General features: G+C 68.8%; 20 protein-coding genes and 2 pseudogenes. 15 read left to right on the top strand and 7 right to left on the bottom strand.

Going from position 1 to position 22,506, the window contains the following annotated elements; genetic code table 11:
• Positions 1-68 precede the first annotated feature (68 nt).
• Positions 69-620, bottom strand: a complete 552-nt coding sequence (locus ACFU5O_RS13535) for a hypothetical protein (RefSeq protein ID WP_384239740.1) — start codon at positions 618-620, stop codon at positions 69-71.
• Positions 621-752: 132 nt separating this feature from the next.
• Between ACFU5O_RS13535 and ACFU5O_RS13530 the strand changes: the two genes are divergently transcribed.
• The 5 genes from ACFU5O_RS13530 (at position 753) to ACFU5O_RS13510 (ending at position 5,010) form a co-directional block, all read left to right on the top strand.
• Entirely contained in the window at positions 753-1,616 is an 864-nt protein-coding gene (locus tag ACFU5O_RS13530; RefSeq protein ID WP_384239739.1) for a PP2C family protein-serine/threonine phosphatase, read from the top strand.
• A gap of 203 nt (positions 1,617-1,819) precedes the next feature.
• A complete protein-coding gene (locus ACFU5O_RS13525; protein WP_384239737.1) occupies positions 1,820-2,176 on the top strand; it encodes a DUF427 domain-containing protein in 357 nt (118 codons plus the stop codon).
• On the top strand, positions 2,173-2,817 hold the full coding sequence (locus ACFU5O_RS13520) for a class I SAM-dependent methyltransferase (protein WP_384239736.1): 645 nt from the start codon (positions 2,173-2,175) through the stop codon (positions 2,815-2,817). Before ACFU5O_RS13525 ends, ACFU5O_RS13520 begins: the two co-directional genes overlap by 4 nt.
• A gap of 431 nt (positions 2,818-3,248) precedes the next feature.
• Positions 3,249-3,848 (top strand): toxin-antitoxin system, toxin component, encoded by a 600-nt coding sequence (locus ACFU5O_RS13515; protein ID WP_384239734.1) that lies wholly within the window; start codon positions 3,249-3,251, stop codon positions 3,846-3,848.
• Complete coding sequence (locus ACFU5O_RS13510; RefSeq protein ID WP_384239732.1) at positions 3,835-5,010, top strand: MAB_1171c family putative transporter; 1,176 nt, start codon at positions 3,835-3,837, stop codon at positions 5,008-5,010. Before ACFU5O_RS13515 ends, ACFU5O_RS13510 begins: the two co-directional genes overlap by 14 nt.
• An 88-nt stretch (positions 5,011-5,098) precedes the next feature.
• Here the strand turns inward: ACFU5O_RS13510 and ACFU5O_RS13505 are convergent, their stop codons facing one another.
• Both ACFU5O_RS13505 and ACFU5O_RS13500 read right to left on the bottom strand, forming a co-directional pair.
• Positions 5,099-6,049, bottom strand: a complete 951-nt coding sequence (locus ACFU5O_RS13505; protein ID WP_384239730.1) for a LuxR C-terminal-related transcriptional regulator — start codon at positions 6,047-6,049, stop codon at positions 5,099-5,101.
• Between the two features lie 571 nt (positions 6,050-6,620).
• On the bottom strand, positions 6,621-7,514 hold the full coding sequence (locus ACFU5O_RS13500) for a helix-turn-helix transcriptional regulator (protein WP_384239728.1): 894 nt from the start codon (positions 7,512-7,514) through the stop codon (positions 6,621-6,623).
• Between the two features lie 308 nt (positions 7,515-7,822).
• Between ACFU5O_RS13500 and ACFU5O_RS13495 the strand changes: the two genes are divergently transcribed.
• The 3 genes from ACFU5O_RS13495 to ACFU5O_RS13485 all read left to right on the top strand — a co-directional run bounded on the left by ACFU5O_RS13495 (position 7,823) and on the right by ACFU5O_RS13485 (position 10,745).
• Positions 7,823-8,680 (top strand): SAM-dependent methyltransferase, encoded by an 858-nt coding sequence (locus ACFU5O_RS13495; protein ID WP_384239726.1) that lies wholly within the window; start codon positions 7,823-7,825, stop codon positions 8,678-8,680.
• A gap of 514 nt (positions 8,681-9,194) precedes the next feature.
• Positions 9,195-9,797: a TetR/AcrR family transcriptional regulator gene (locus ACFU5O_RS13490; RefSeq protein ID WP_384239725.1), complete on the top strand. Its 603-nt coding sequence runs from the start codon at positions 9,195-9,197 to the stop codon at positions 9,795-9,797.
• Between the two features lie 75 nt (positions 9,798-9,872).
• Complete coding sequence (locus tag ACFU5O_RS13485) at positions 9,873-10,745, top strand: hypothetical protein (RefSeq protein ID WP_384239723.1); 873 nt, start codon at positions 9,873-9,875, stop codon at positions 10,743-10,745.
• A 106-nt stretch (positions 10,746-10,851) separates the two neighbouring features.
• On the opposite strand, the gene ACFU5O_RS13480 is transcribed toward ACFU5O_RS13485, so the two are convergent.
• Positions 10,852-11,877, bottom strand: coding sequence for an SMP-30/gluconolactonase/LRE family protein (locus ACFU5O_RS13480; RefSeq protein ID WP_384239721.1), 1,026 nt, complete (start codon positions 11,875-11,877; stop codon positions 10,852-10,854).
• 122 nt (positions 11,878-11,999) lie between these two features.
• Between ACFU5O_RS13480 and ACFU5O_RS13475 the strand changes: the two genes are divergently transcribed.
• Positions 12,000-12,464, top strand: a complete 465-nt coding sequence (locus ACFU5O_RS13475) for a MarR family winged helix-turn-helix transcriptional regulator (RefSeq protein WP_384239719.1) — start codon at positions 12,000-12,002, stop codon at positions 12,462-12,464.
• 93 nt (positions 12,465-12,557) lie between these two features.
• On the opposite strand, the pseudogene ACFU5O_RS13470 reads toward ACFU5O_RS13475, so the two are convergent.
• Positions 12,558-13,082 (bottom strand): annotated as a pseudogene (locus ACFU5O_RS13470) (PP2C family protein-serine/threonine phosphatase); the annotation flags it as partial.
• A gap of 128 nt (positions 13,083-13,210) precedes the next feature.
• On the opposite strand from ACFU5O_RS13470, the gene ACFU5O_RS13465 reads away from it, so the two are divergent.
• The 3 genes from ACFU5O_RS13465 (at position 13,211) to ACFU5O_RS13455 (ending at position 15,800) form a co-directional block, all read left to right on the top strand.
• Positions 13,211-13,669 (top strand): hypothetical protein, encoded by a 459-nt coding sequence (locus ACFU5O_RS13465; protein ID WP_384239717.1) that lies wholly within the window; start codon positions 13,211-13,213, stop codon positions 13,667-13,669.
• Between the two features lie 474 nt (positions 13,670-14,143).
• Entirely contained in the window at positions 14,144-15,157 is a 1,014-nt protein-coding gene (locus tag ACFU5O_RS13460; RefSeq protein ID WP_384239715.1) for a serine/threonine-protein kinase, read from the top strand.
• Between the two features lie 295 nt (positions 15,158-15,452).
• On the top strand, positions 15,453-15,800 hold the full coding sequence (locus tag ACFU5O_RS13455; protein ID WP_384239713.1) for a DUF1153 domain-containing protein: 348 nt from the start codon (positions 15,453-15,455) through the stop codon (positions 15,798-15,800).
• 102 nt (positions 15,801-15,902) lie between these two features.
• Here the strand turns inward: ACFU5O_RS13455 and ACFU5O_RS13450 are convergent, their stop codons facing one another.
• Entirely contained in the window at positions 15,903-16,640 is a 738-nt protein-coding gene (locus tag ACFU5O_RS13450; RefSeq protein ID WP_384239711.1) for a TetR/AcrR family transcriptional regulator C-terminal domain-containing protein, read from the bottom strand.
• A gap of 127 nt (positions 16,641-16,767) precedes the next feature.
• Here ACFU5O_RS13450 and ACFU5O_RS13445 point away from each other — a divergent pair, with 127 nt between their 5' ends.
• A complete protein-coding gene (locus ACFU5O_RS13445; protein WP_384239709.1) occupies positions 16,768-17,478 on the top strand; it encodes a DUF4386 domain-containing protein in 711 nt (236 codons plus the stop codon).
• A gap of 129 nt (positions 17,479-17,607) precedes the next feature.
• Here ACFU5O_RS13445 and sbnA read toward each other — a convergent pair whose 3' ends face one another.
• Positions 17,608-18,594, bottom strand: a complete 987-nt coding sequence (sbnA, locus tag ACFU5O_RS13440; RefSeq protein WP_384239707.1) for a 2,3-diaminopropionate biosynthesis protein SbnA — start codon at positions 18,592-18,594, stop codon at positions 17,608-17,610.
• A gap of 707 nt (positions 18,595-19,301) precedes the next feature.
• Between sbnA and ACFU5O_RS13435 the strand changes: the two genes are divergently transcribed.
• Positions 19,302-21,818, top strand: a complete 2,517-nt coding sequence (locus ACFU5O_RS13435) for a Pls/PosA family non-ribosomal peptide synthetase (RefSeq protein ID WP_384240417.1) — start codon at positions 19,302-19,304, stop codon at positions 21,816-21,818.
• A 74-nt stretch (positions 21,819-21,892) separates the two neighbouring features.
• Positions 21,893-22,506, top strand: a pseudogene (locus tag ACFU5O_RS13430) (non-ribosomal peptide synthetase); the annotation flags it as partial.

Here is a 22,506-nt window from a genome sequence, read left to right as displayed (position 1 = left end):
CCGCCGTACCCACCGTCCCCGCGGCTGATCGGGCTCCGAAGCGCGGGTACCGCGGCCGGACGGGGCCGTCACCTGCCGGTGTCCAGGCTGTGCTGGGGGAGTTGAGCGAGCAGAAGCCGGCCGTCGGCCCGGATGTTGCATTCGCTTATGGTCCGCGATGCCTCGCTGATGTGTCCGTCCCTGGTCTCCAGGTGCAGCGTCACGGTCACCTCGCCCAGCCCCTGGCGCGGTCCGTCCTCCTCTGCGAGCTGCCGGTAGAGGGTGTTCGGCCAGCGGGCGGGATCGGTTTCCTGCCACATCTGCAGAGTGCGGTCGCTGTAACGGCAGTGCTGGCCGCCGTGCGGTTCCTGCAGGAGCGAGTGGCTCATGGGCAGTGCACCGAGGATGGGCGCGAGCCGTTCGCGCAGCCGGTGGTTCTCGACCAGGCGATGCTGCTGCCAGTGCCGGCCGCTCGGGGCCGTCATACGCAGCGTGACCATCAGAAACGGATGTCCGTCGGGTGAGACGGTGGGGTAGTCGGCCCGCCATTCCGGCCAACGCGGCAGGCCCGCCGACGTATCCGGCGTAGCCGACCCCTGCCTGTGCCTCCCGGCCAGGTGCACCACCTGCTCATCTCCCACCGGGAAATTATGGCCCAAGCCCGGCCCGGGCGCGGGCGCCGGTACGAACTCCTTCATCGGCCGCAAACGACGGCGCGGCGCCGGGAGCCATGAGTTTCACCCTGGGGACGGATCTGACAGGATCCGCACCGTATGAACGAGAGTGCGGGCTGCGTTCTGTGCGGCGGAACCGTTGCCCCCGATGGCTACTGCTGGAACTGCGGCGAGGCGCAGCCGGGTTTCCGCTCCCATGTGGAGATCACGGCGGACGGCGGTGCGGCGGGCATCAGCGACCGGGGCAGGCACCGGGGCATCAACGCGGACGCGATGGCGCTGACCGAGAGCGGCCCGTGGACGATCGGTGTCGTCTGCGACGGGGTGTCCATGTCGCCCCGGTCCGAGCGAGCGGCCCAGGTCGCGGCCGAAGTCGGCGCGACAGCCCTGGCAGCGCGGCTGCAAGCGGGTGTTCTGCCGGAAGTCGCGCTCGGCGAAGCCGCCGTCCGCGCGGGTCGGGCCGTCGCCGCCCTGGCCGCCTCGGTGGACGCCGCTCCGGCGTGCACATACGTCGCGGGCATCGCGGGCCCGGAGGGTATGTGGAGCGCCTGGATCGGTGACAGCCGTGCCTACTGGCTGCCGGACGAGGGCCCTGGCATGGCGCTGACCGAGGACGACACGGGTGAGCATGAAGCGCTCGCCGCATGGCTGGGAGCCGACGCCGGCGAACCGGCGGCCAGCATCCGGAGCTACCGGCCGCCGGGCCCGGGGCGTCTGCTGCTGTGCACGGACGGTCTGTGGCGGTATCTGCCCGATGCCGGAGCGCTGAGAGCGGCGCTCAACCGTCGCCGGCGCGGGTCCACGGCCGACAGGGGTCTTCTGGACGACGTACGGATGCTGGTGACGTACGCCCTCGACGCCGGCGGGCACGACAACATCACCGCCGTGCTCATCCCCGTCACAGTCGGCGGGCCGGCCGCGACCGCGACGCCGACGATCCCTTCCGGCCACGGCCACTGGTGAACGTGCCGATGGCACCCGCCCTGGCCGGCGGCGGGCGGCTCGCCTGCTCCCTCCTCGTCCGCGACACCGGCTCCTTCGGGCTGCCCTCGCACCGCTGAGTCGTGCCGGTGCCCGCCGGCACGCAGGGGAGGTGGGCCACGGCCGAACGGCGTTCCGACGCCGGATCCGGGAACACCAGCTCCCGCCCGGACGCTGATCCGGTTATGACTGCACAGACACCACGGAGCACGCCCCATGCCGGACGCCACCGGATCACGGTCGAGCCGGGCGCCGAGCATGTCCGGGTCGTAAGGGACGGGCGGCTGCTCGCCGAGAGCAGGCGGCCCCTGGTCCTGCGCGAGACGGGTTGCCCGGTCCGGTACTACTTGCCGCCCGCCGACGTACGCACCGACCTGCTGATCCCCTCCGCCTCGAACTCGCACTGCCCCTTCAAGGGCGACGCCTCCTACTGGTCGGTGCCAGGCGCGGACGATCTGGTCTGGGCCTACCCCGATCCCAAACCCGAGGTGGCCGCCATCGCCGGGCACTACTGCTTCTACGACACCGAGGTGGTGGAGTGAGCGAGGCCCGACGGGCCCGGGGGGCCTCCGCCGCCGAGGTCTTCGACGAGGTGGGCGCGCGTTACGAGGAGGTGTTCGCCGGTGTGCCCGGCCAGATCGCCGCCCTGGACTGGCTCACCGGCTGCCTCGCACCCGGTGCCCGCGTCCTGGATGTGGGCAGCGGCACCGGTCGCCCGACCGCCGAGGTGCTGACCCGGGCCGGCTTGGCGGTCACCGGCATCGACGTGTCGGCGGAAATGGTCCGGCTCGCCAGGGAGCGTGTGCCCGCCGCCCGCTTCGAGCAGGCCGACGTCCGCACCTACCGGGCACCGGACGGCGGGTACGACGCGGTGTGCGCCTTCTTCCCCTTGCTGGTGATGGACCAGCCCGAGGTGGCGGCCTCGCTGACGAGGACGGCGTCCTGGGTCGCCCCCGGCGGATCGTTCGCGATGGCCACCGTGCCCGGGGACATCAGGAGTCTGGACATCGTGTGGATGGGCCACGAGGTCACCGTCAGCAGCCTGGCCACCGAGGACCAGTTGAGGGTGCTGGAGGAGGCCGGCCTTGAGGTGGTGCACCACCACACCGCCCTGTACCGCCCGCACGGGCAGGGCGCGGAACCCGAGCAGCACCTCTACGTCCACGCTCGCCGCCCCTCCTGACTGCGGCGCGCAACGCCGAAACCACCGACGCGGTTCATGCATCGGACCGGGCTGGCGAGGAGGGCTGAGCGGTTCTGCTCCACCGTCCTGGAGAGCCCTGCATGGCGGTGGAGCGCCTGCCCGTCCCACCGACGGAGACGACCGACTCGTGCAAGAGATCGTGGCCGTGCGTGCTGCGCGTGTGCTCGTGCGTGTTGCGCACCGCGCGCTCGCGGTCCGTCCGGAACCGGCAGGTATTTCGGCCTATGACGGTTGCGTGGTTCCGAACTTCCGCTATGCGAAGGCCAATCCGCTTGCGTACGCGGCTGTAACCTTGGAATGTACTCAGAGTGACGGGTTGGATGAACATGCGGAGTGCCCGACCGCCAGGGACACGGGGCACGCCGCCACATACCCGGCTCGCATTCGACCTGAGGCCGTACACGGGGGAAATGGTGCTCGAGCGACTCCACATGCGCCGACTGTGCAGCGCTCTGCTCGACGAGGTGGGCGGGCTTCCGGCCCCTGTGGAAGTCGACGAGTTGTGCGCCGCGATCTGCGAGGTCTTCGGCCGGCGCAGAAACCGGCCGTGCCACTACCGCACGCGGGTGCTCCCGGCGGCCTACAGCGGTCTCTGCTTCCGCATGGAGGACCGTGACATCCTCCTGGTCGAGGAACGCGCGGCTCCACTGCTCAAGATCCGTGTGATCGGCCATGAGCTGTGGCACGCGTACAAGGGCGACGGCCACCTCGACGTACTGGGACACCAAGTAGCGGCCCGGGCCCTGTCCGTGGCCGGGGACGACCTCGAGGCGGCTGTCGAATCGCTGCTCACCGTCGCCGCCCGGCAGGCAGGCGGCGATCGGAGCGGCGGTCACAACCCCAAGGCGGAAGAAGCGGCGGAACTTTTCGGTCTGGTGCTCGCCACCGGATTCGGCAAGCTCCTCGTCGATCCCGGCGACCGGCCCCGCGATCCCGGCGACCCCTTAGCCGACCGCATCAGGGCGTCCCTGGGCAGCGCGAGTGCGAAGGCGGACGGTGGAAGGCACTGACCTCTACGTGCCGGCAGCCGCGTTGGCAGTCGCCGTCGGAATCCGCCTGCCCGCACTGCGCCGCTCCTGGCACGACCCCCTCGTCAGGTCCGTGGGTCTGGTGCTCGCGCTGGGTAGTCTGACCTTCGTCTGTGCCGCTCCACCGACGATCGCGGCAGTCAACGACTTCACAGGGATCCCCAACTTCTCCGGGCCGCTCGTCTACAGCCTCGTCACCCTCTACGGCCTTGCCAGCATGCTTCTCATCATCAGCTGGCGAGGCGGTCCGGAGGTGTATGTACGCAAACTCACCCGGCGCTGGGTAAGCGCCTATCTGTGCATCGCCGGTGCCCTGCCCATCCTGTTCGCGCTGGGCGACGCGCCGTTGGAAAGGCTCCGGGACTTCGACACGTACTACGCCGGGACCCCGTTCGTCCGGGAGATGATCCTTCTCTACCTGCTGACCCACACCGTGACGACCGGCACCATGATGACCATGTGCTGGCGATGGTCCAGAAAGGTCGGCGGCTGGTTGCGCGCGGGCTTGACGGGCATCGTCATCGGCTACCTCGTCAACGGGACCTTTTCGGTCGTCAAGCTCCTTGCCGTCGGGGCTCGTTGGACCGGCCGCGACTGGGACACCCTCAGCACGGACATCGCGCCGCAGTGCGCATCGCTCGGGGCGTTCCTGTGCTGCATCGGCTTTCTGGCACCACTGATCGGGGAGCGCCTGTCCGCGCATCTGGGTGTTCTGGCGCACCTGCGTCGCCTCCACCCGCTCTGGCAGGAGGTACGCGAGGTCTCCTCGCCCGGCGGGACGCCGGCGCACATCTGGTGGGCTCCCCTGGACATGCGGCTCACCCAGCGCGTCTCCGACATTCACGACGGACTGCTGAACCTCAGGAGCTATCTGGACCCGGAGACACGGCGCGCCGCGGCCACCGAGGCCGCAGCCGCCGGTGCCGATCGCTCGCTGGCCGAAGTCGTAGGCGACGCGGCGATGGTCGCCGCAGCCGTACGGACCAGGGTGCTTGTCGGCAAGGGCTGTGTGCTCGAGTGGATGCCACCGGTCCCGGGGGTGGTCACCAGCAACTTCGAGGACATGTCCCGGGCGATGCGCCATTCCTCCGTCGTCAGGAAGTACCGGGACACGGCGGCGGCAGCAGCGCGCGTCCTCTCCTGATCGACGACTGCCCGCGAACGGAGGCGCTGCGCCGGTTCCCACCCGCCGACGGAGGTGTTCCGCGGGCGCCGCTCCACGTGAACGAGCGTCAGTCCAGGAAGCGCTCCTGCGTCTCACGCCAGAACTCGCCGAGTCTGAACTGATCGCCGGGTGCGATGCCCAGCTTGTCGTAGAGAGGGGCCAGATAGGCGCTCACGGTGCGGGACGTGACGCCGAGTTCGGAGGCGATCTGCGGTTGCTTGTGGCCCGCGCTCATCAGGCGCAGAATGCGTCGCTGGGTGGTGGTCGTCAGTGTCTTCTCCGCCGGACGTACATGTCCGCCCATCCACGGCTCTGCGCGGTGCCACTGTTGCCGGTAGACCTCGATCCACGCTGCGACGAGTCCGGGGTGCGTGATCTTCCAGGCAGGTCCTCTGATGTCGGCGCCGGGACGGTAGTCGGACAGCAGGACGAACACGTCATCGACAATGATCATGCGCATGAATCCGCCTGGCAGGGTGCGCACTTCGGCACCGTGCTCGGTGACCTGCTCGGCCCAGTGGCACATATGGGGTCGATTGCGCGCGCTGTTCGCGTAGATCGTGCGAAGTCCGAGGTTCCTCTTCAGGTTGTCGATGTCGCGGGGGAGGGACTGCAGTATCGACCCCTCCGCGCGGTCGATGGGGTGGGCAGTCCATACGTGCGAGGTCATACCGGCCAGCGCCTTGATGATCTCTGCGTTCGCCTCGGCCTTGTCTGCCATGTACTCGCAGCTCCCGTCCGCCTGGGCGAGCACCTGAGGCAGCTGGCTCATCGCGTCGGGCATCCGCAGTAGCCGCGCGGCAGCTGCCGCGATGACCGCGACATCACGCTCCACATGGGTCTGGTAGACGTGATACTGGTCGGCCAGCAGATAGAGGTCGGGCTCGTAGGGATTGCGCACCGCGAGGCCTTTTTCGACGAGCTCCGTCAGACCTGGTGTGCCGAGGGGCCAGACGAGGCTGCCCCGGGCCATGTGGTGGTATAGGGCCAGAGCTTCGGCGGTCAGCTCGAGCGACATGCCCTGCCCATCTGACTCTTTCTGCTTCGGGGGCATTTGACACACCTGCGTATACCGGAAGCTCGTTGGCACGAAGCCGTGAAAGCTTGATCTCAGTGGGCGTGGACGTGGAGCATACAGACAAGATCCCGCAGACTTCACCCCGGCCCGTTCGTGTGCTGCACGACGATGGCCTTCGTGCGACCAAGGCCGAGGGATCGTGCCACCGGGCCCCGACGAAGGTAGGTAACGGATGAGGGTAGTGCGTAGGAGGACCGTTGCGCTGGCACTGACGGCGGCAGCCGCGGCGCTGGTTCTGGGCCGGTCGGCACCGGGCATCGGTATCCAGAGTGATCCGGTCTGGGATCTGGCGGACTCGGCCTCCGGTGCTGCGCATGCCGGTCTCGTAACTCAGGCGGAAGGGCAGCGGGTGCCGGATCCCGTCTGGGACTGACCGGCCGCAAACGGGCGGGATGTGTCCCACGGGCGCGTCCCGCCCGGCCGTCCTGTCGGCCGGCGCGGCGAGTCCGGCCGGCCCCCGCCGGCTGCCGAGCGGACCGGCGGGCCGACGGGTCGTTCGGGCTTCTCCGGGTCATTCGGCGTTCTTGGTTCCGCGCACCTCGTCGAGGACGCCTGCGAGGAAGTCCAGCAGCTCGGCCGGTACTTCGCCCCCGTCGCCGCGAGCGGCGATCCCGATGAGCCCCTTGCTCACCAGCCGCGCTCCGCTGACGATCCTGTGCACCTCGTGATCGTCGCTCTCGAAGAAGAGCGGAGGGATGTCCAGGGCCCCCGCGAGCGCCCGGAGGACCTCCTGCGTCGCCGACGACCGTGCTCCGGTTCGCAGTTCACGGACCAGGGACTCGCTCAGCACAGGCCGTCCCACCGCCGCGTTTCCGCGATGGGCGATCTCCGCGTCGTCGGGCCGGGGGAGTCCCTGCGAGTCCGTTTGCTCCAGCAGATACTCGATCTTCTCGACAATCGTGCGCGGTAGGCCCGGCGGGGCCGCAGCGGCGCCCTGCGGCGACGCCGCTGCTGATGGCGCGGCAGGGGTCGGGGACATGCCTTCCTCGCCGAAGGACCGCCGCTGCGCCGCCAGCAGGTCGTCCACGCGGACTCCGTACGCCAGCGCGAGCGGCTCCAGATACTTGTCGGCCAGCGGGGACTTGCCGCCTTCGGCGTTGGCCACCGGCTTGGCGGAGCGGGTCCGGGTGATGGCGGCGGTCTCCTGCTGGGACAGCCCGGCGTCGGCGCGCAGGTCCGCCAGGTCGGGGAGGGTGTCACCCCGGGGAAAGAGCTCATCGAGGCTCTGGTCGAGCAGTGCCGCCAGCACGGGAAGCTTCTCGGGTGCCGGAACGGAGCGCCCTGCCTCCCAGTTGGAGACCGACGAACCGGCTGCGCCCACGGCGTGCGCGACATCGTCCTGGGTGAGATCTCGTGCTCTGCGTACTTCGCGGAAGCGCACGCGATTGAAGAAGCGATCAGGCATGGAGACCTTCTACGCAGGGCCGGCGGGTTGGCGAATACACTCTAGTCACTTGATCAGGCGTCCAGATGGAGATAACTTCAATCTGGCGACCTTGAAGGGGCAGGCTTCATTGCCTGTGCTCCGCCGTGCCGGTTGATGTACCCGACTGGAGGCAGGGATGAGTGTGGCATCACAGCGAGCCTTCGAACAGGCCCTGTCCCCAACTTCGGTTCGTGGCTGCGAGTTCGGACCTCTGCCCGCGCCTTCGTCGCAGCGACCCCGGGCCCTTCGCCCGTGAAGCGGAACTTACGAGACCAGAGGAACGGAGTGTGGCGTTGAGCGGGCTCGACGGCGGATCCGCACAGGGACGTGCGGACGCCGGCAAACCGCATCCGGGCCGGGTGTACAACGCCCTGCTCGGAGGCAAGGATCACTACCTCGTGGACGAAGAGGCGGCGACGGGGATCATGCGCCGCCACCCCAACGCCCGCCGCTCGGCCTGGGCAGCCCGCCATTTCATGGAGCGCAGTGCCTACTTCCTCGCCCGGAGCGGTATCGACCAGTACCTGGACGTCGGCTGCGGCGCTCCCGTCGAGCCGTACCTTCAGCAGATCGTCCGCCACGCCGTGCCGGACGCCCGCGTCGTCTGCGTCGACAACGATCCGATCGTCGAACGCCATGCAGAGGCCCTGCTGAAGGCCCGTGGGGGACGTACGGTCTTCGTCCGCGCCGACCTCGCCGACCCCGCTTCGATCCTCGACGCGTCACAGATCAAGGCCACGCTGGACCTGACCAGACCGGTCGGCCTCTGCCTCAACAATGTGCTGTGCTTCGTCGACGACGCGCAGCAGCCGCACGATGCGGTCACCGAACTCGTGGACGCGCTCGCACCCGGCAGCTATGTGACGATCTCCCATCTCACCGGTGACTTCTGCGACATGACCGACGTCGTCACCGCCTACAACACCACAGCCGGTACCGGTCCCCTCCGGCTCCGCACCCGCTCGGAGATCGAGCGCTTCTTCAGCGGTCTGGAACTCGTCGACCCCGGGCTGGTGGCCTGCCACCGATGGCGGCCCGACGTCGTCGTACCCAGGCTCGACGACGGTTCGATCCGCCGGATGGACTCGTTGGAGATCACGGACGCGGAGGACTCGAAGTACGCAGGAGTGGGCCGCAAGGTCTGAACGGCCTTTCACGTGGGAGGAGAACCCGTCGACAACATCGCCTGTCCCAGGGATGCCGTCCCCGGTCGCAACCACATTTGAACTGGAGGTATTTGATGTCTGCCACGCACACGATCCCGAGCACGAAGCCCTCATCGCACCTGTCCTCAGGGCGGCAGCCAGGGGTCCTGGCGATGGAACCTTCCTGGGACTGAGGTCTGCCGGCTGATCACGGCCGCACCCGGGTGCGCGGGGTGTGGCCAGAAGCACAGGAAGTGTTGGCCGGCCTGATACGGCGCCGGGGCTGTCATGCCGCGGACGGCCAGGTACCCCTCCTGGCCGATGTCGAGGCGGGCGGCCCGGCCGACGTCCGCCGCCCACTCGTCAGCGGTGCAGTCCCGTCCGCCCGCGGGCACGCGGGTTTCGACCTGGCGTGAGTGTCCGGCGTCGCGAGTGCGGGCCTGTTGACGGCGAACGGTGGGCAGTTCGAGAATGACACGTCATTCCGTGGCGTGCCGACGCAGGGGGGTCCTTCGTGCCCAGAGGCGTGGTCGACAAGCGTGAGGCGATCCTGCGCGCGGCGGGGAGGGTCTTCGCCGAGCGGGGCTACCACGCGACCGGGATCTCCGACATCGCGCGCGAACTCGGCGCCGGACACGGGACGTTCTACCGCTACTTCAAGAACAAGGAGGACATCGCACGCAGCGTGGTGTCGAGGGCGCTGCGGCAGGTGACGGATGCGCTCTCCGACGAGGACCCCGGCTCCTCCGCGACAGTGACGCAGTACCGGGAGCAGGTCGGGCGGATCGGCCACAAGCTGTTCGACCTCGTTGTGGCGGAACCGGAGTTGTGCCGCATCCTGTTCTACGACGCGATAGCGATCGACCGTGCCGAGCCCGACCTCGCCGGACGGGCGATGGAGGCGGCAGCCGCGTACACCGCCGCGTTCATCCGCAACGGACAGGAACGCGGATTTCTGCGCCGTGATCTGGACGCGCACATCGTCGGGCTCGCGGTGAACGGGATGATCGTGACCGGCGCGGTGCGGCTGCTGCATGTGCAGGATCCCCGTGTCCTGCGTGAGCCGTGGATCCGCACGGTGGAAACGCTCATGTTCGACGGCCTCGGCTCCTCCTGAGCCGCAGGCTCGCAAGGACTGCTCATTTTTGCCTTCGAAACGGAATGACACGTCATTCCGGAAAAGGGGAGTGTGATGGTCCAGGTCGACATCTTCTGGTCGTACGGCATAGGCGCCGGCTTCGCGACGGCCGCCGCATACCGGCTGGGCGGCGGGGAAGGCGCCCCGCCTCGCCGCTCCCTTCGGGACGCGGATCCCTGTCTGATGGTCACCGTCGTGTACTGCGCTGTGCTGTTCGCGCCCAGCGGTGCCTGGCTGCTGTGGGGGTTCCCGGACTGGGAGACGATGCAGGTGGCTCGCGGGCACGGATCGCTGCCCGCCTGGCTGGTCGCGCTGTTCGCCGCGACCAACGTGAGCCAGGGCGCACTGGGTTACTGGGTCGCGGCGCGGCTGATCGCGGCCGGCCGGGTGTATGCCGCCTTCCTCCAGGCGGGAGTGGGCTACCTCGGAATGTTCTTCATCCTGGTCCACGGCTGGGACGGCCGGGGGTACCAGCGGTTCTTCTCCGCCGACCGGAAGTCCTTCGCGACGTGGCCGCACAGTCCCGGCATGGGGGAGGCCTTGTCCCGAGTCGGTGACTGGCTGGTGTCACCCGTTGCGCTGACGTTGTACGGGATGGGAGCCGTACTCGTACCCGTCATGCTGGCAGTGATGGTCCGCTGGCTCCGGGCGGGCGAGCGTGAGGCCGGCACTGATGAGACACCAGGGCGCATCCGCGTCCTGGCCGCGGTGCTGGGTGCCGTCTTCGGAGTGGCGCTCGGCAGCGCTGTGGCCTCGAGTGTCCTGATCCACTGGCTGGGGTGGTGGCTCGGCGTCCCCGCGTCGGCCCTCCTCATCGCCGTGCTCGTCGTGCGGCGCGGGACCGGTGTGGCCTACCACTTCTTCGGGCTGCTGGCACTTGCGGACCGGTACGGCGGCCTCCGACGGAACGTACCGGTGGCACGGTGAGGGCACGGCCTGTTTGCGGGTGGGGGCGGGCCGGGTACGGCCGGCCCCCACCGGGCCGGTGGCAATGCCTCCCTGTGTCGGCTGCGGCGAAGCTGCCCTCGGACGCTCAGATGCCGTTCACGGCCGCGACGGTGAAGGGGCTCTCCGGGGTGCCCGGGCCCATGGGGCCGCCCTTGTCGAACTGTGAGCGGACCACGTACAGCGTCCCGTGCCGGCGCACCAGGGTCGTCGGAATCTGCAGCGCCTCGTCGGTCACCCGGCGTTCCGCGCGGGCCGCGTAGCCGTCGGCGTCGATCCGCCAACGACTGATCGTGTGAGTGACGTTGTGCACCGCCCACAGCCTGCCGTGCTGAAGTTCCAGCCCGTCGGCGTGCAGCATGTCGCCGCCGTGCAGGGCGACTCGGCGAATCGCGCCCGAGGCGAGATCGAGGCGGTAGAGGGCGCCTCCCGTCATGTCGACGGTGAGCAGATAGCGCCCGGACGGGTCGGCGGCGATGCCGTTGAGGGTGTACGCGGCGTGCGGATCGACATGGTTGCCCATGTCGAATCGCGGCGTGAGCAAGTAGGGGGTGCCGTCCGCTTCTGCCTCGGCCAACTGCTGCCGCGTGACGCGGTAGACCATGGCCCGCCGGCTGTCGGTGAGATAGGCGCTGCCGTCCGGGGCGAGGGCGAGATCGTTGACGAAGGACGCGCTGTGACCGGGGACCTCGAAGCGGGCGAGCAGGCGGCGGCTGCGTACGTCGTAGACGGAGACACCGGCCGTGGAGTCGATCACCCAGAGCCGACCGGCCTGGTCCACCTTCAGTCCGTTGGCGGTGGTGCGACCGTCCGCACCGGCAGGAAGGAAGATCTCCGCCACGCGCCGGCCCGGCGTCATCCTGAAGACCGTGCCGTCGGTGTACGACCCGGCGTAGAGGTGTCCGGTGCGCGGGTCGGCGGCGATGCCCTCGGGATAAACCCGGTCGCCGGGCAGTTCGTACGCCGTGGAGATCCGTGCATGCGTCTCGGAGCGGATCGGTAAGGACGGGCCGGGGGCCGGACCGGTGGCCTGCGCGGTGGATGCGAGGGGCATGACGACGGCGAGTGCCGTCGCGGCGAGGGCGAGGGAACGGTGCTGAAGAACCCGGGACATGGTGCCTTCTCCTCGGCTGTTTCGGCTGTTGATAGAACCGTATGAGTTGAATGAATACGAACCATAGTTAGTGTTCGAATGTCCGTCAAGGTTCGAAGCCTCGGGCTCGTTACGATGCGCAGATGACGTCGATGCCCGCTCCAGAGCGCCTCGGTTTTCATCTCAAGCGAGCCGAACAAGCGCTCAACGCGACCAAGCACGCCGTGCTGAAGCCGGCCGGTCTGACGGTGCCGCAGTACGCGGCTCTGCTGCATCTCTCGGACAATCCCGGAATCTCGGCGGCCGCGCTGGCCAGGGCATGCGGGGTCACGCCGCCCACGATGACCACGCTGCTCAAGAACCTGAACGAGCGCGGCCTCATCGAGCGCACCCCGCACGAGTGGCACAAGAACATCCTGGAGACCCGGCTCACCGAGAAGGGCCGGGAGGTGATGGCCGAGGCGGACGCCCGTGCGGTACGCGTCGAGCGGGGTCTCGCCGCGGAGTTCAGCCGGGAGGAGCGGGAGACGCTGGTCGCGCTGCTCGGCCGCTGCGTCGAGTTCCTCGAGTCGTCCCGTCCCGGCCAGGCAGGCCGAGGAGAGCCGTGAGGTCGTGGGACACGCCTTCGGTCGCGGGCCGGGACCAAGGGGCGTCCTCAGAGCCGGACGACGACCAGGGCGGTGTCGTCGGTGTTGCCGCCGGGCTCCCTCTTCGAAGGCGGTATCGGCCTGAGGGCGCAGCACAGACGGGCCCCGAGCGGGGGATCGGTGGCCTGGTCGAGGAACTGAAACGGTGCCGTCGCGATGGAGCAGCGCAGGCGGTGGGTGCCCGGCGCTGCTGTACGAGATAGCGCGGGCGTCGCAGTCGACGACGGCCTGTACCGCCGTGGTGGACTCGGCACCCTCGATGGAGCGGGCGTACTGGCCGAGTGCGTCGAGCGCTGCGGCCGGCCCGTCGGCCACGCAAACCGCGGCGCTGAGGGCGCTGCGGAGCTGTCCCATCACTCCCGCGGCGGCCAGGCCGTGGCCCACGACATCGCCGACGGCGGGCCGGTAGCGCACCGCCACCCGGTGATTCCCGACCGGCCTGGGCGCGGGCAGCATCGCCTCCTGCACAACGAGCGCGACCTCCCGTTCCCGCGCGTGCGCCTGACGCAGCCGTTCGTTGACCTCCTGCAGCTCACGGGCGCGGGTGTAGAGCCCGCCTGGTGTCGTACCGCTTCGACTGTGCTGTTTCACGATAAGCACCGGTCGAAGTCGCGGCCCCGGAAACGACCACGCAGGCCAGGTCTCAGGGTCGGTTGGACGGTAAATCGGTTGGCGGGTCAGGTGCGGCGGCCTACCGTCAGGTCCTGATGGAAATCAACTTTCGGAAGCTTGCGGACAACCGGCACGAGATCCTTGTGCGTGACCGTCGGGGACCCGATGTCCGGCTGGCCGCACAGCCGACCGGCCCGACCATGCCGCACGACCTGGTCCATGCCTCCGTCGAGGAGGCGCTCGGAATGACGGACGGCTTCTGGGGCGCTGTCGCTCAGGGGGCCACGTTCCAGGGCTTCGAGCCGATCGCTTCTGGCAGGCACCGCCGCTCGGGTCTGAAGGTGCTGCGCCGTAAGGGAGAGGCCGTGATGGCGGCCGAGTTGGCCGTCAATTGGGCCTACCGGGTCTGGTGCGGGCTCCCCACGGAAGGCCGCGGCATCGGTCGCGCTCCCCTCGACGGTGCCGCCCTCGCCCGCACGGGACCCGCCCTCGACGCGGCCGCCGCCCGGTGGGCAGCCGTGGATGAGGGTGGCTGCCTGATCTGGGACTGGTGACACGAACTCCCCGCAGGGCATGAGTCGCGCAGTCGTCGTTCCGTGCGGTGTACGCGGGCCGTCTCCGTCATCTGTGGGGTGTGTCGTGCCACGCTCGTGGATGCTGTCGCCAGGCATTTGCGCCTGATCAGGCGCCGATCCTGATCAGGCGCCAATATGGACCACTCGATAGAATTCGGGCACAGGAAAGGGGCTCGTCGCGCCGACGGCGCCTGGAACGGTGCCGCGCCGGACTCCGCCGCCGTGGGGATCGTCATCGAGGATGCTCGCGTCGTGCGGCATCACCCGGTCCTGCGGCCAGGGTCGTGCCACGGCACGGGACGGGACGGTCGAGGACGGCGGCACGACGGCGCCGGCGACCGGCCCGGCAGTGGTGCGGGCGCCGGAGGCGACGATGCGGACGCGACCCCGGGGCCCGGAGGCCCGGGAGCGTGGCCGCTGCGGGCATGCGCAGAAGGGCGTTGGGGCTGACGGATGGACCCGGCATCGAATGACATGAGTCTCTACTCCGGCCGCTCCTCCGGCCTGATCGGGGCACAGATCGCGGGCTACCGGGTGGAGCGCGAGATCGGTCGCGGCGGCATGGCCGTCGTCTACTCCGCGAAAGACCTGCGCCTGGACCGTACGGTCGCGCTCAAACTGCTCGCCCCGGAGCTGGCGCGCAACGACACGTTCCGTCGCCGTTTCACCCACGAGTCACGAGTGGCCGCCGCGATCGACCATCCCCATATCGTGCCGATCTTCGAGGCCGGCGAGACCGACGGTGTGCTGTACATAGCGATGCGCTACGTCTCCGGGCTGGACCTGCGGGCCTTGCTCGACCGGGACGGCCCGCTCCCCGTCACGACCGCGATCCGCATCGCCGCCCAGGTGGCGTCAGCACTCGATGCCGCCCATGAACACGACCTGGTGCACCGGGACGTCAAACCCGGCAACATCCTGGTCGCCAAGGGCACCGACATCGACCACCCCGAGCACGTCTATCTGACGGACTTCGGACTGACCAAGAAGTCGCTGTCGCTCACCGGCTTCACCACCGTGGGGGAGTTCGTCGGCACGCTCGACTACGTGGCACCGGAACAGATCTCCGGGCGTCCCGTGGACGGCAGGTGCGATCTCTACAGCCTCGCCTGCGTCGTGTACGAAACCCTCACCGGTGGGCCGCCCTTCCAGCGCGACGAGGACATCGCTCTGCTGTGGGCGCACCAGTACGACCAGCCGCCTCCGCTGAGCGAGAACCGGCCGGGTGTCCCGCCGGGCATCGATGACGTACTGGCGAAGGCCCTGGCGAAGGCTCCCGACGACCGCTACGGCTCCTGCCTCGAATTCGTGGCGGCCATGCGGCAGGCCACGGCCCGGCCCGTCGGCAAGGAATCCCATCCGCCGACTCGGGTGGACGCCGGATTGGCCGGAGCCCTGGGGGACCCTGGACCGCCTCCGGATCCACCTCTTTGGGCCCGGCCGGTCTTCCGTCGCGCGGTCGGCTGAAGGTCACCGGGCTGCCTTTCGCCGTGCACTTTCGGGCGTGCAACAGCGGTCGATCTCGGCGAGCGCGCGCAACCGCGCCGGGCTCCCGCACGCCCGGAGGCTGCCCACCGGCACCTTCGCAGGCCGTTTCGAGCGTCCCCGGCTCCGTCAAGTCCCGAATCCTCGGAACGTGACCACGCTTGGCCGATCGGGCCTCATGGGAGTGCGGCCCTCATCGCGAGCGGCCCGTTCGGCCCAAGGCGGCGTCCAGGGGCGAGGCCTGCAGAGCCCCCTGCCGTGGAAACGGAGACCCCTGATGCCCGGAAACCTCCGGCAGCGTCTGCTCGTCCTGGCTACGGCCTCACTGGCGGCAGCCACCGGCGCCGCGTACGCCGCACAGGCGCCGCAGAGCGCCGGCACGGCCGCCACAAGTCACTCCGCGGAAGCTTCCCGGTCCGATGACCTGCCGGACAAGCCGAACGAAGAGCTCTCGGTGGTGGACAAGGCGCAGATCGTCACGGCCGTGCAGTCCGGGGGCACGACGCGCGCGGAGGCCGCCGTCAAGTACGAGGTCTCGGAGCGTGAGATCGACATCTGGAAGCGGGAGGTCCTGGACGGCGACCGGTCCGCGTCGATGGGACAGAGATTCACTTTTCGCTCATGACCCGTGACCGGGCCGGAGACCGAGAGCTCACCGCGGAGCGCCCCACTTGCGAGCCCGGGGACGGGGCGCCCTTGCCTCACGGATCAGCTGCGAGGCGCTGCCTCATGCTGTCGCCCCTGTCGCCCCTGTCGCCCCTGTCGCCCCTGTCGGACGGTCGACGGACGTCCATCCCTGCTGCTGGAGCCTTTCAAAGCCGTCCAGGAGGAGATCCAGCGCGAACTCGAACTCGAACTGGTCGTCGCAACTCCGGCCGACGGCGGCCCCCCCGTCGTGGGTCGCCGCCATGGCCAGCTCCGCGAGGCGGGGATACTTCCCCGCCATCTCGCCGACCGCCACCGGCTGAGCTTTCGGGTCGACGCTTCGTGAGTCGTCGAACAACTCCTGGCTGAACCCCAGCAGACGGCTGCCCATGGCATGCATCACGTGATGGGTGAGATCGACGGAGAAGCCGCCGGCCCGGAACATCCCGATCATCGAGTCCAGGTACTCCAGCACTGCCGGAGTCGGGCTGGTCCGCGACTCGATCACCTGGGACGCCCAGCGGTGACGTACCAGCACCCGCCGGGCGGAAAGGATCCGGTGCCGGACCACACTCTTCCAGTCGGAGCCGCGGAGCGGGGGATCGATCTCGCCGACGACGACATCCACCATGCCGTCCAGGAGTTGCTCCTTGTTGGCCACGTGCTTGTAGAGCGCCATCGGCACAACGCCCAGCTCCAGGGCGAGCTTGCGCATGCTGAGCGACTCGAGCCCGGTGTCGTCGGCGAGCGTGACGGCAGCACGTAGCACTCGGTCCCTGTTCAGGGGCAGCCGGCGCGCGGCCTCCTCCTGCTGAGCCATCTCGACCTTCTCCTCCTCATCGGGCCTCGACGGTATCCCCCCTTGACGAGTGTACGGCGTACACCTAGGGTGACGGCCGCGAGGTGTACGCCGTACACCCGCTCGGGCGGAGCGAAAGAGACCAAAGATGAGCTCAGACAGAAGGACCGCGGTGGTCGCGGGCGTGTTGTTCCTGATCACCGAGATCGCCGCGATCGCAGGGCTTGTTCTCTATCGCCCGGTGCTCGGCGCGACGGATCACGCCGTCGCCCCCGGCGCCGACACCTGGGTGTCCCTCGGGGCTTTGTGCGAGGTGGTCCTCGCGGTCGCAGTCGTCGGCACCGGGGTGGCGTTGTTCCCCGTCGTCAAGAGGTGGAACGAGGGGGTCGCGCTCGGCTATGTCTGTGGTCGTCTTCTCGAAGCTGCCGTGATCGTCGTCGGCATCGTCAGCGTCCTGTCGGTCGTGACGTTGCGGCAGGACCTGGCGGGAGCTGCGGGCGCCGACGGCGACTCTCTCGCCGCTGCCGACAAGTCCCTGGTGGCAATACATGACTGGACGTTCCTGCTCGGGCCCAACATCGCCCTGGGCCTGAACACGGTGCTGCTGGCGTACCTGATGTACCGGTCGAGGCTTGTGCCGCGGTTCATCGCCGTCCTGGGGCTGGTCGGGGGCCCGGTGATCTGTGCTTCGGCGGTCGCCGTGATGTTCGGGCTCTACCAGCAGGTCTCCGTGCCGGGTTCGGCGGCGGCCCTCCCGGTGTTCGCATGGGAGGTGTCGCTCGCCGTCCGGCTCATCACAAAGGGGTTCAGGCCCTCTCCGGCCACCTCCGGAGGTACCGGTCAGGCGGCCGGTGGCTGAATCCTGCGGGACGGGGGCGACCTCGCCGACCGAGTTGGGCCCGGCGTTCTGACGGCACCACCCCGGCGTCGGGCGCCTGGGTGCCCTGTGCGCCGGGCCGGAGGCCGGTGAGCAGTAACGGTGCGCGCGTCAGGCTGCCAGGGAACCCGCGGTCAGCGTCTCGGAATCCAGTGCGTCCTCGCCGTACAGGTTCCGCACCCAGGTGCTCTGGTAGATGGTCTCCAGGTACCGCTCACCCAGGTCCGGAGCGATGGCCACCGCGGTGAGCCCCTGCGTCTCCTGCCGGGCCAGCCAGTCCATCGCGCCGCTGACAACAGTGCCGGTGGAACCGCCGAACAGGAATCCTCGCCGGGCCAGACGATGACAGGTCCGGATGGCGTCGGCTTCCTCCACGCACACCACTTCGTCGACCAGGGACTCGTCCAGGAGCGGCGGGCGCACACTGGTGCCCAGGCCGGGGATCATCCGCCGGCCAGGGGCGCCCCCGAAGGTCACCGAGCCCACGCTGTCGACGGCCACGATGCGCACCGGCCGGTGCCACTCACGGAACCAACGTGAACAGCCCATCAGTGTTCCCGTGGTGCCGGCCCCGACGAACAGCACATCCAGATCCGGGAACTGCCGGGCGATGGCCGGCGCGGTCCTGCGGTAGTGGGCCATGCCGTTGACGGGGTTGGTGTACTGGTTGAGCCACACGTACCGGTCATCGGAGTCGCACAGCGCACGAACGTGGTCGATGCGCGCGCCGAGGAAGCCGCCGCCTGCGTCGGGCTCGGTGATGACATGGACCTGGCTACCGAGGGCTTCCATGAGCAGCCGGGTGGACAGGTTGCAGCGGGAGTCGGTCACGCACAGGAACCGATAGCCCTTGCTGGCCGCGATCATGCTCAGGGCGACGCCGAGGTTGCCCGAGGATGACTCGACCAGGATCGAGCCGGGGGTGAGCAGGCCGTCGCGTTCGGCGGCCTCGACCATCTCGGTGGCGGCCTTGAGCTTGATCGAGCCGGCGAAATTGAAGCCCTCGCATTTGAGGAACAGTGAATGCCCGAAGATCGCCTCGAGGTCGACGTACAGCTCGTCCTCGTTGAAGTCCTGGGGAACGGATATGACCGGCACGGTCGCCTCCTGTCTGCGCCCCATGTGCCCGGCCGCTCGCCCGACCGGGGCGGCTCAGGGAAGAAATCTCCGGCTTTGGGGCGAATCGCCGGAACACCTCCAGTACGCGCGTTCGCGCCGTCCATGTCATGCCACCGGATTTCGGGACTTGACGTACATCGCGATCACGGGTAACCGCAGGTGGCCGCGGCGGTGTCAATTGCGTCACGGAGGCGGTGACTGCTCCTGATGCGCGGCCGAGTCGGAGCGACCCGGGGACAGCTCCGGCGAGCAGGCGGCGAGACCGGCAGCGGTCACCGACTACCAGAGCCGGTTATATGCGTCAAGTTCCGAAATGAGGTGGCATGACAGTTTCTGTCCGCACGGGCGTACTGGAGAGGCGGGTATCCGGATTCCGTCCCTGAAGCCCAGGCCTCCGGACGGAAGAAGGAATCCCCGCTCGTAACTGCAATGACGAGATCGGGGCGTTCTTCGCCCGGAGCGCTCGGCACCGAACCGGCCGAAACGACCGGTCGGCGACAGGGCCGGCGCTGAGCGAACGTCCTCAAGGAGCTCACGTGACAGGGAAAACTGCCGAGGCCCTGACGGCCGGTCCGGCCGAAATTCCGGCCGAAATTCCGGCCGACGTTCCGGCCGACGTTCCGGCCGACGTTCCGGTCGCCCGGGACGTCGGCCACGCCGAGCCGGAAACCGGCACCGAGAGGCTCATGGCCGAGGTGCTCGCGGGAATCGTGCGCGCCGACCAGGTGTCGGCCGACAGCCACTTCTTCCACGACCTGGGCGCCGACTCGCTGGTGATGGCCCAGTTCTGCGCCCGGGTCAGAAAGCGGGCGGACCTGCCGACGGTGTCGATGAAGGACATCTACCGGCACCCGACGATCCGCAGCCTGGCGACAGCGCTCACGGATGCCGCGCCCGCCCCTCGCGAGTCGTCGGCCCCCGTCGAGGCGGCGGTCCACGCCGAGGCACCGGTCCACGCCGAGGAGGGGACGGCGACCGTGCCGGCGTCACCGGCCGGCATGCGGCAGCCCTTCCTCTGCGGAACGCTGCAGCTCCTGATCTTCCTCGTCTACTCCTACCTCATCGCCCTTGTCGCCACCCGAGGCTATGAATGGATCTCCGCCGGCTCAGGAATCATCGACTCCTACCTGCGATCGGTCCTGTTCTGCGGCGCGGTGTTCGTCGGCGCGTGCACGCTTCCGGTCCTGGCGAAATGGGTGCTCATCGGCCGCTTCAAGCCCCGCCGGATCCCCGTGTGGAGTCTGGGCTACCTGCGCCTCTGGTGTGTCAAGACCCTGCTCCGCACCAGCCCCATGCGCCTGTTCACCGGCTCCCCGCTCCACGTGCTCTACCTGAGGGCGCTGGGCGCGAGGATCGGCAAAGGCGTCACCATCCTCTCCCGCACGATGCCGGTCTGCACCGATCTGCTCACCATCGGTGACGGATCGGTCATCCGCAAGGACACGCTCTACTCCTGCTACCGGGCACACGCCGGTGTCATCCAGACCGGCCGGGTCACTCTGGGTAAGGACGTGCTCGTCAGCGAGCACACGGTGCTCGACATCGACACCTCCATGGGCGACGGGGCACAGCTGGGCCACGCGTCCTCCTTGCACGCCGGACAGACCGTGCCCGACGGCGAACGGTGGCACGGCTCCCCGGCGCAGCGGACCGATGTGGACTACCGGACGGTCGGCCCTGCGGACTGCGACACCTTGAAAAGGTTGGCCTACACCGTCATGCAGGTGCTGACCACACTGGCGCTCTATCTGCCGCTGGCTGTCGGCGGCGTGAGCGTACTGCTCGCAGAAGCCCCGCAACTCCGCGCACTCCTGGATCCGGAGCCCGTGGCCTTCACACACCCGGCGTTCTATCTCGAAGCCCTGTCGGCCTCCTTCGTGCTTTTCTTCGGCTCGATCCTCCTGGGCCTCCTCGTCGTGGCCACAGTGCCACGCGTGCTCAACCTGGCCATCAGGCCCGGCAAGGTCTATCCGCTGTACGGCTTCCATTACGGCATCCAGCGGGCGATCGCGTTCATGACCAACAGGAAGTTCTTCACCACGCTGTTCGGTGACAGCTCCGGCATCGTCCACTACCTGCGCCACCTCGGCTACGACCTGTCCCGCGTAGAGCAGACCGGGTCGAACTTCGGCACGGAAGTGCACCACGAGAACCCATACCTGACCACTGTCGGCAGCGGCACGATGGTCGCCGACGGACTGTCGGTCATCAATGCCGACTTCTCGAGCACGTCCTTCCGCGTGTCGCGGGTGTCCATCGGCCCGCGCAACTTCCTCGGGAACCGCATCGCCTATCCCTCGGGGGCCAGGACCGGCGACAACTGCCTGCTCGCGACGAAGGTCATGGTCCCGATCGACGGACCCGTACGGGAAGGCGTCGGCCTGCTGGGCTCGCCGAGCTTCGAGATCCCGCGCACGGTCGAGCGGGACACCAAGTTCGACCACCTGGCCCACGGTGACGAACTGCGCGGCCGTCTGGCCGCCAAGAACAAGCACAACGCCGTCACCGCGGGGGTCTACCTGCTGGCGCGATGGATCCATCTCTTCGTGATCACCCTCGTCACCATGGGCGCAGCGGAGCTCTACAGCTCGTTCGGTGCATCGGCGATCGCGCTGGCCAGCGTCCTCACTCTGGTGTTCACCGTCGCCTACTTCGCACTGCTCGAACGGGCCGCCGCCGGATTCGGAGCCCTGAAACCGCTCTACTGCTCGATCTACGAGCCCTCCTTCTGGCGGCATGAACGCTTCTGGAAGATGGCTTCGGTCGACTACGTCCAAGTCTTCGACGGCACCCCTTTCAAGAACGTGATCTGGCGGCTGCTGGGGGTCCGGCTCGGCAAGCGGGTCTTCGACGACGGCTGCTTCTTCCCGGAGAGGTCGCTCATCACCATCGGTGACGACTGCACGCTCAATGCGGGCACCGTGATCCAGTGCCACTCGCAGGAGGACGGCACCTTCAAGTCCGACCGCAGCATTCTCGGTTCAGGTTGCACGCTCGGGGTCGGCGCCTTCGTCCACTACGGCGTGACGATGGGCGACGGCGCGGTGCTCGCCGCCGACTCCTTCCTCATGAAGGGCGAGGAAGTCCCCCGGCAGGCCCGATGGGGCGGAAACCCCGCCCGGCACCTGGGGGACACCCCTACCGACCTGGGGGCCTTGCAGGGCAGCAACAACCATCAGGCCGTTCCGGCAGGCGGCAACTGACAACTCCGTGGCAACAGCAACAGCAACAGCAACAGCAACGAAGGAGAGACCTGATGGAGAGGCAAGTGAGTGGCATGGAGTCCGGCCGGGATTTCTGGCGGGGTGTGGTGACGGCGGGTGGATTCACCGCGGTGCCGCGGTGGGTGGCCGATCCGGTCAGTGGTGTGGGTGTGTACGAGGTCGCGGTTGCGGATGACGTGGCGGGCGCGTTGCGGGAGGTGGCGGAGGGGTTGGGGGTGCCGGTCGGTGCGGTGGTGCTGGCGGCGCATGCGAGGGTTCTGGCGGTGTTGTCCGGGGAGCGCGAGGTCACCACGGGTTATGTGACGGCTGGTAGTGGGGCGTTGCCGTGCCGGCTTGCGGTCGATGCTGTGTCGTGGCGGGAGCTGGTGCAGCACGCCGCTCACGTCGTCTCGGATCTGCTGGCGCACCGGGACTTTCCGGTGGGTGACCTGCGGTGGGAGCTGGGTCTCGCCGGGCCGGCCTTTGAGACCGCCTTCGACGTCTGCGGTGGCGGCGGGGATCTTCCTGAGGATGTCGTGCTGGGGGTGGGAATCTGCCAGGACGCTGGACGGTTGGTGTTGCGGTTCCGGTACCGCACCGATGTGCTGGATGCGGAGTGCGCCGGGAGGATCGCGGGCTATCACCTGTCGGCGCTGGCCCGGATCGCCGATGACGCGGACGCCGGACA

Source organism: Streptomyces sp. NPDC057445 (assembly GCF_042802855.1).
In the GTDB taxonomy this organism is placed as follows: Bacteria; Actinomycetota; Actinomycetes; order Streptomycetales; family Streptomycetaceae; genus Streptomyces.
The sequence above is the reverse complement of the archived record's forward strand: the minus strand, read 5'-3'. Positions and strand labels throughout refer to the sequence as shown.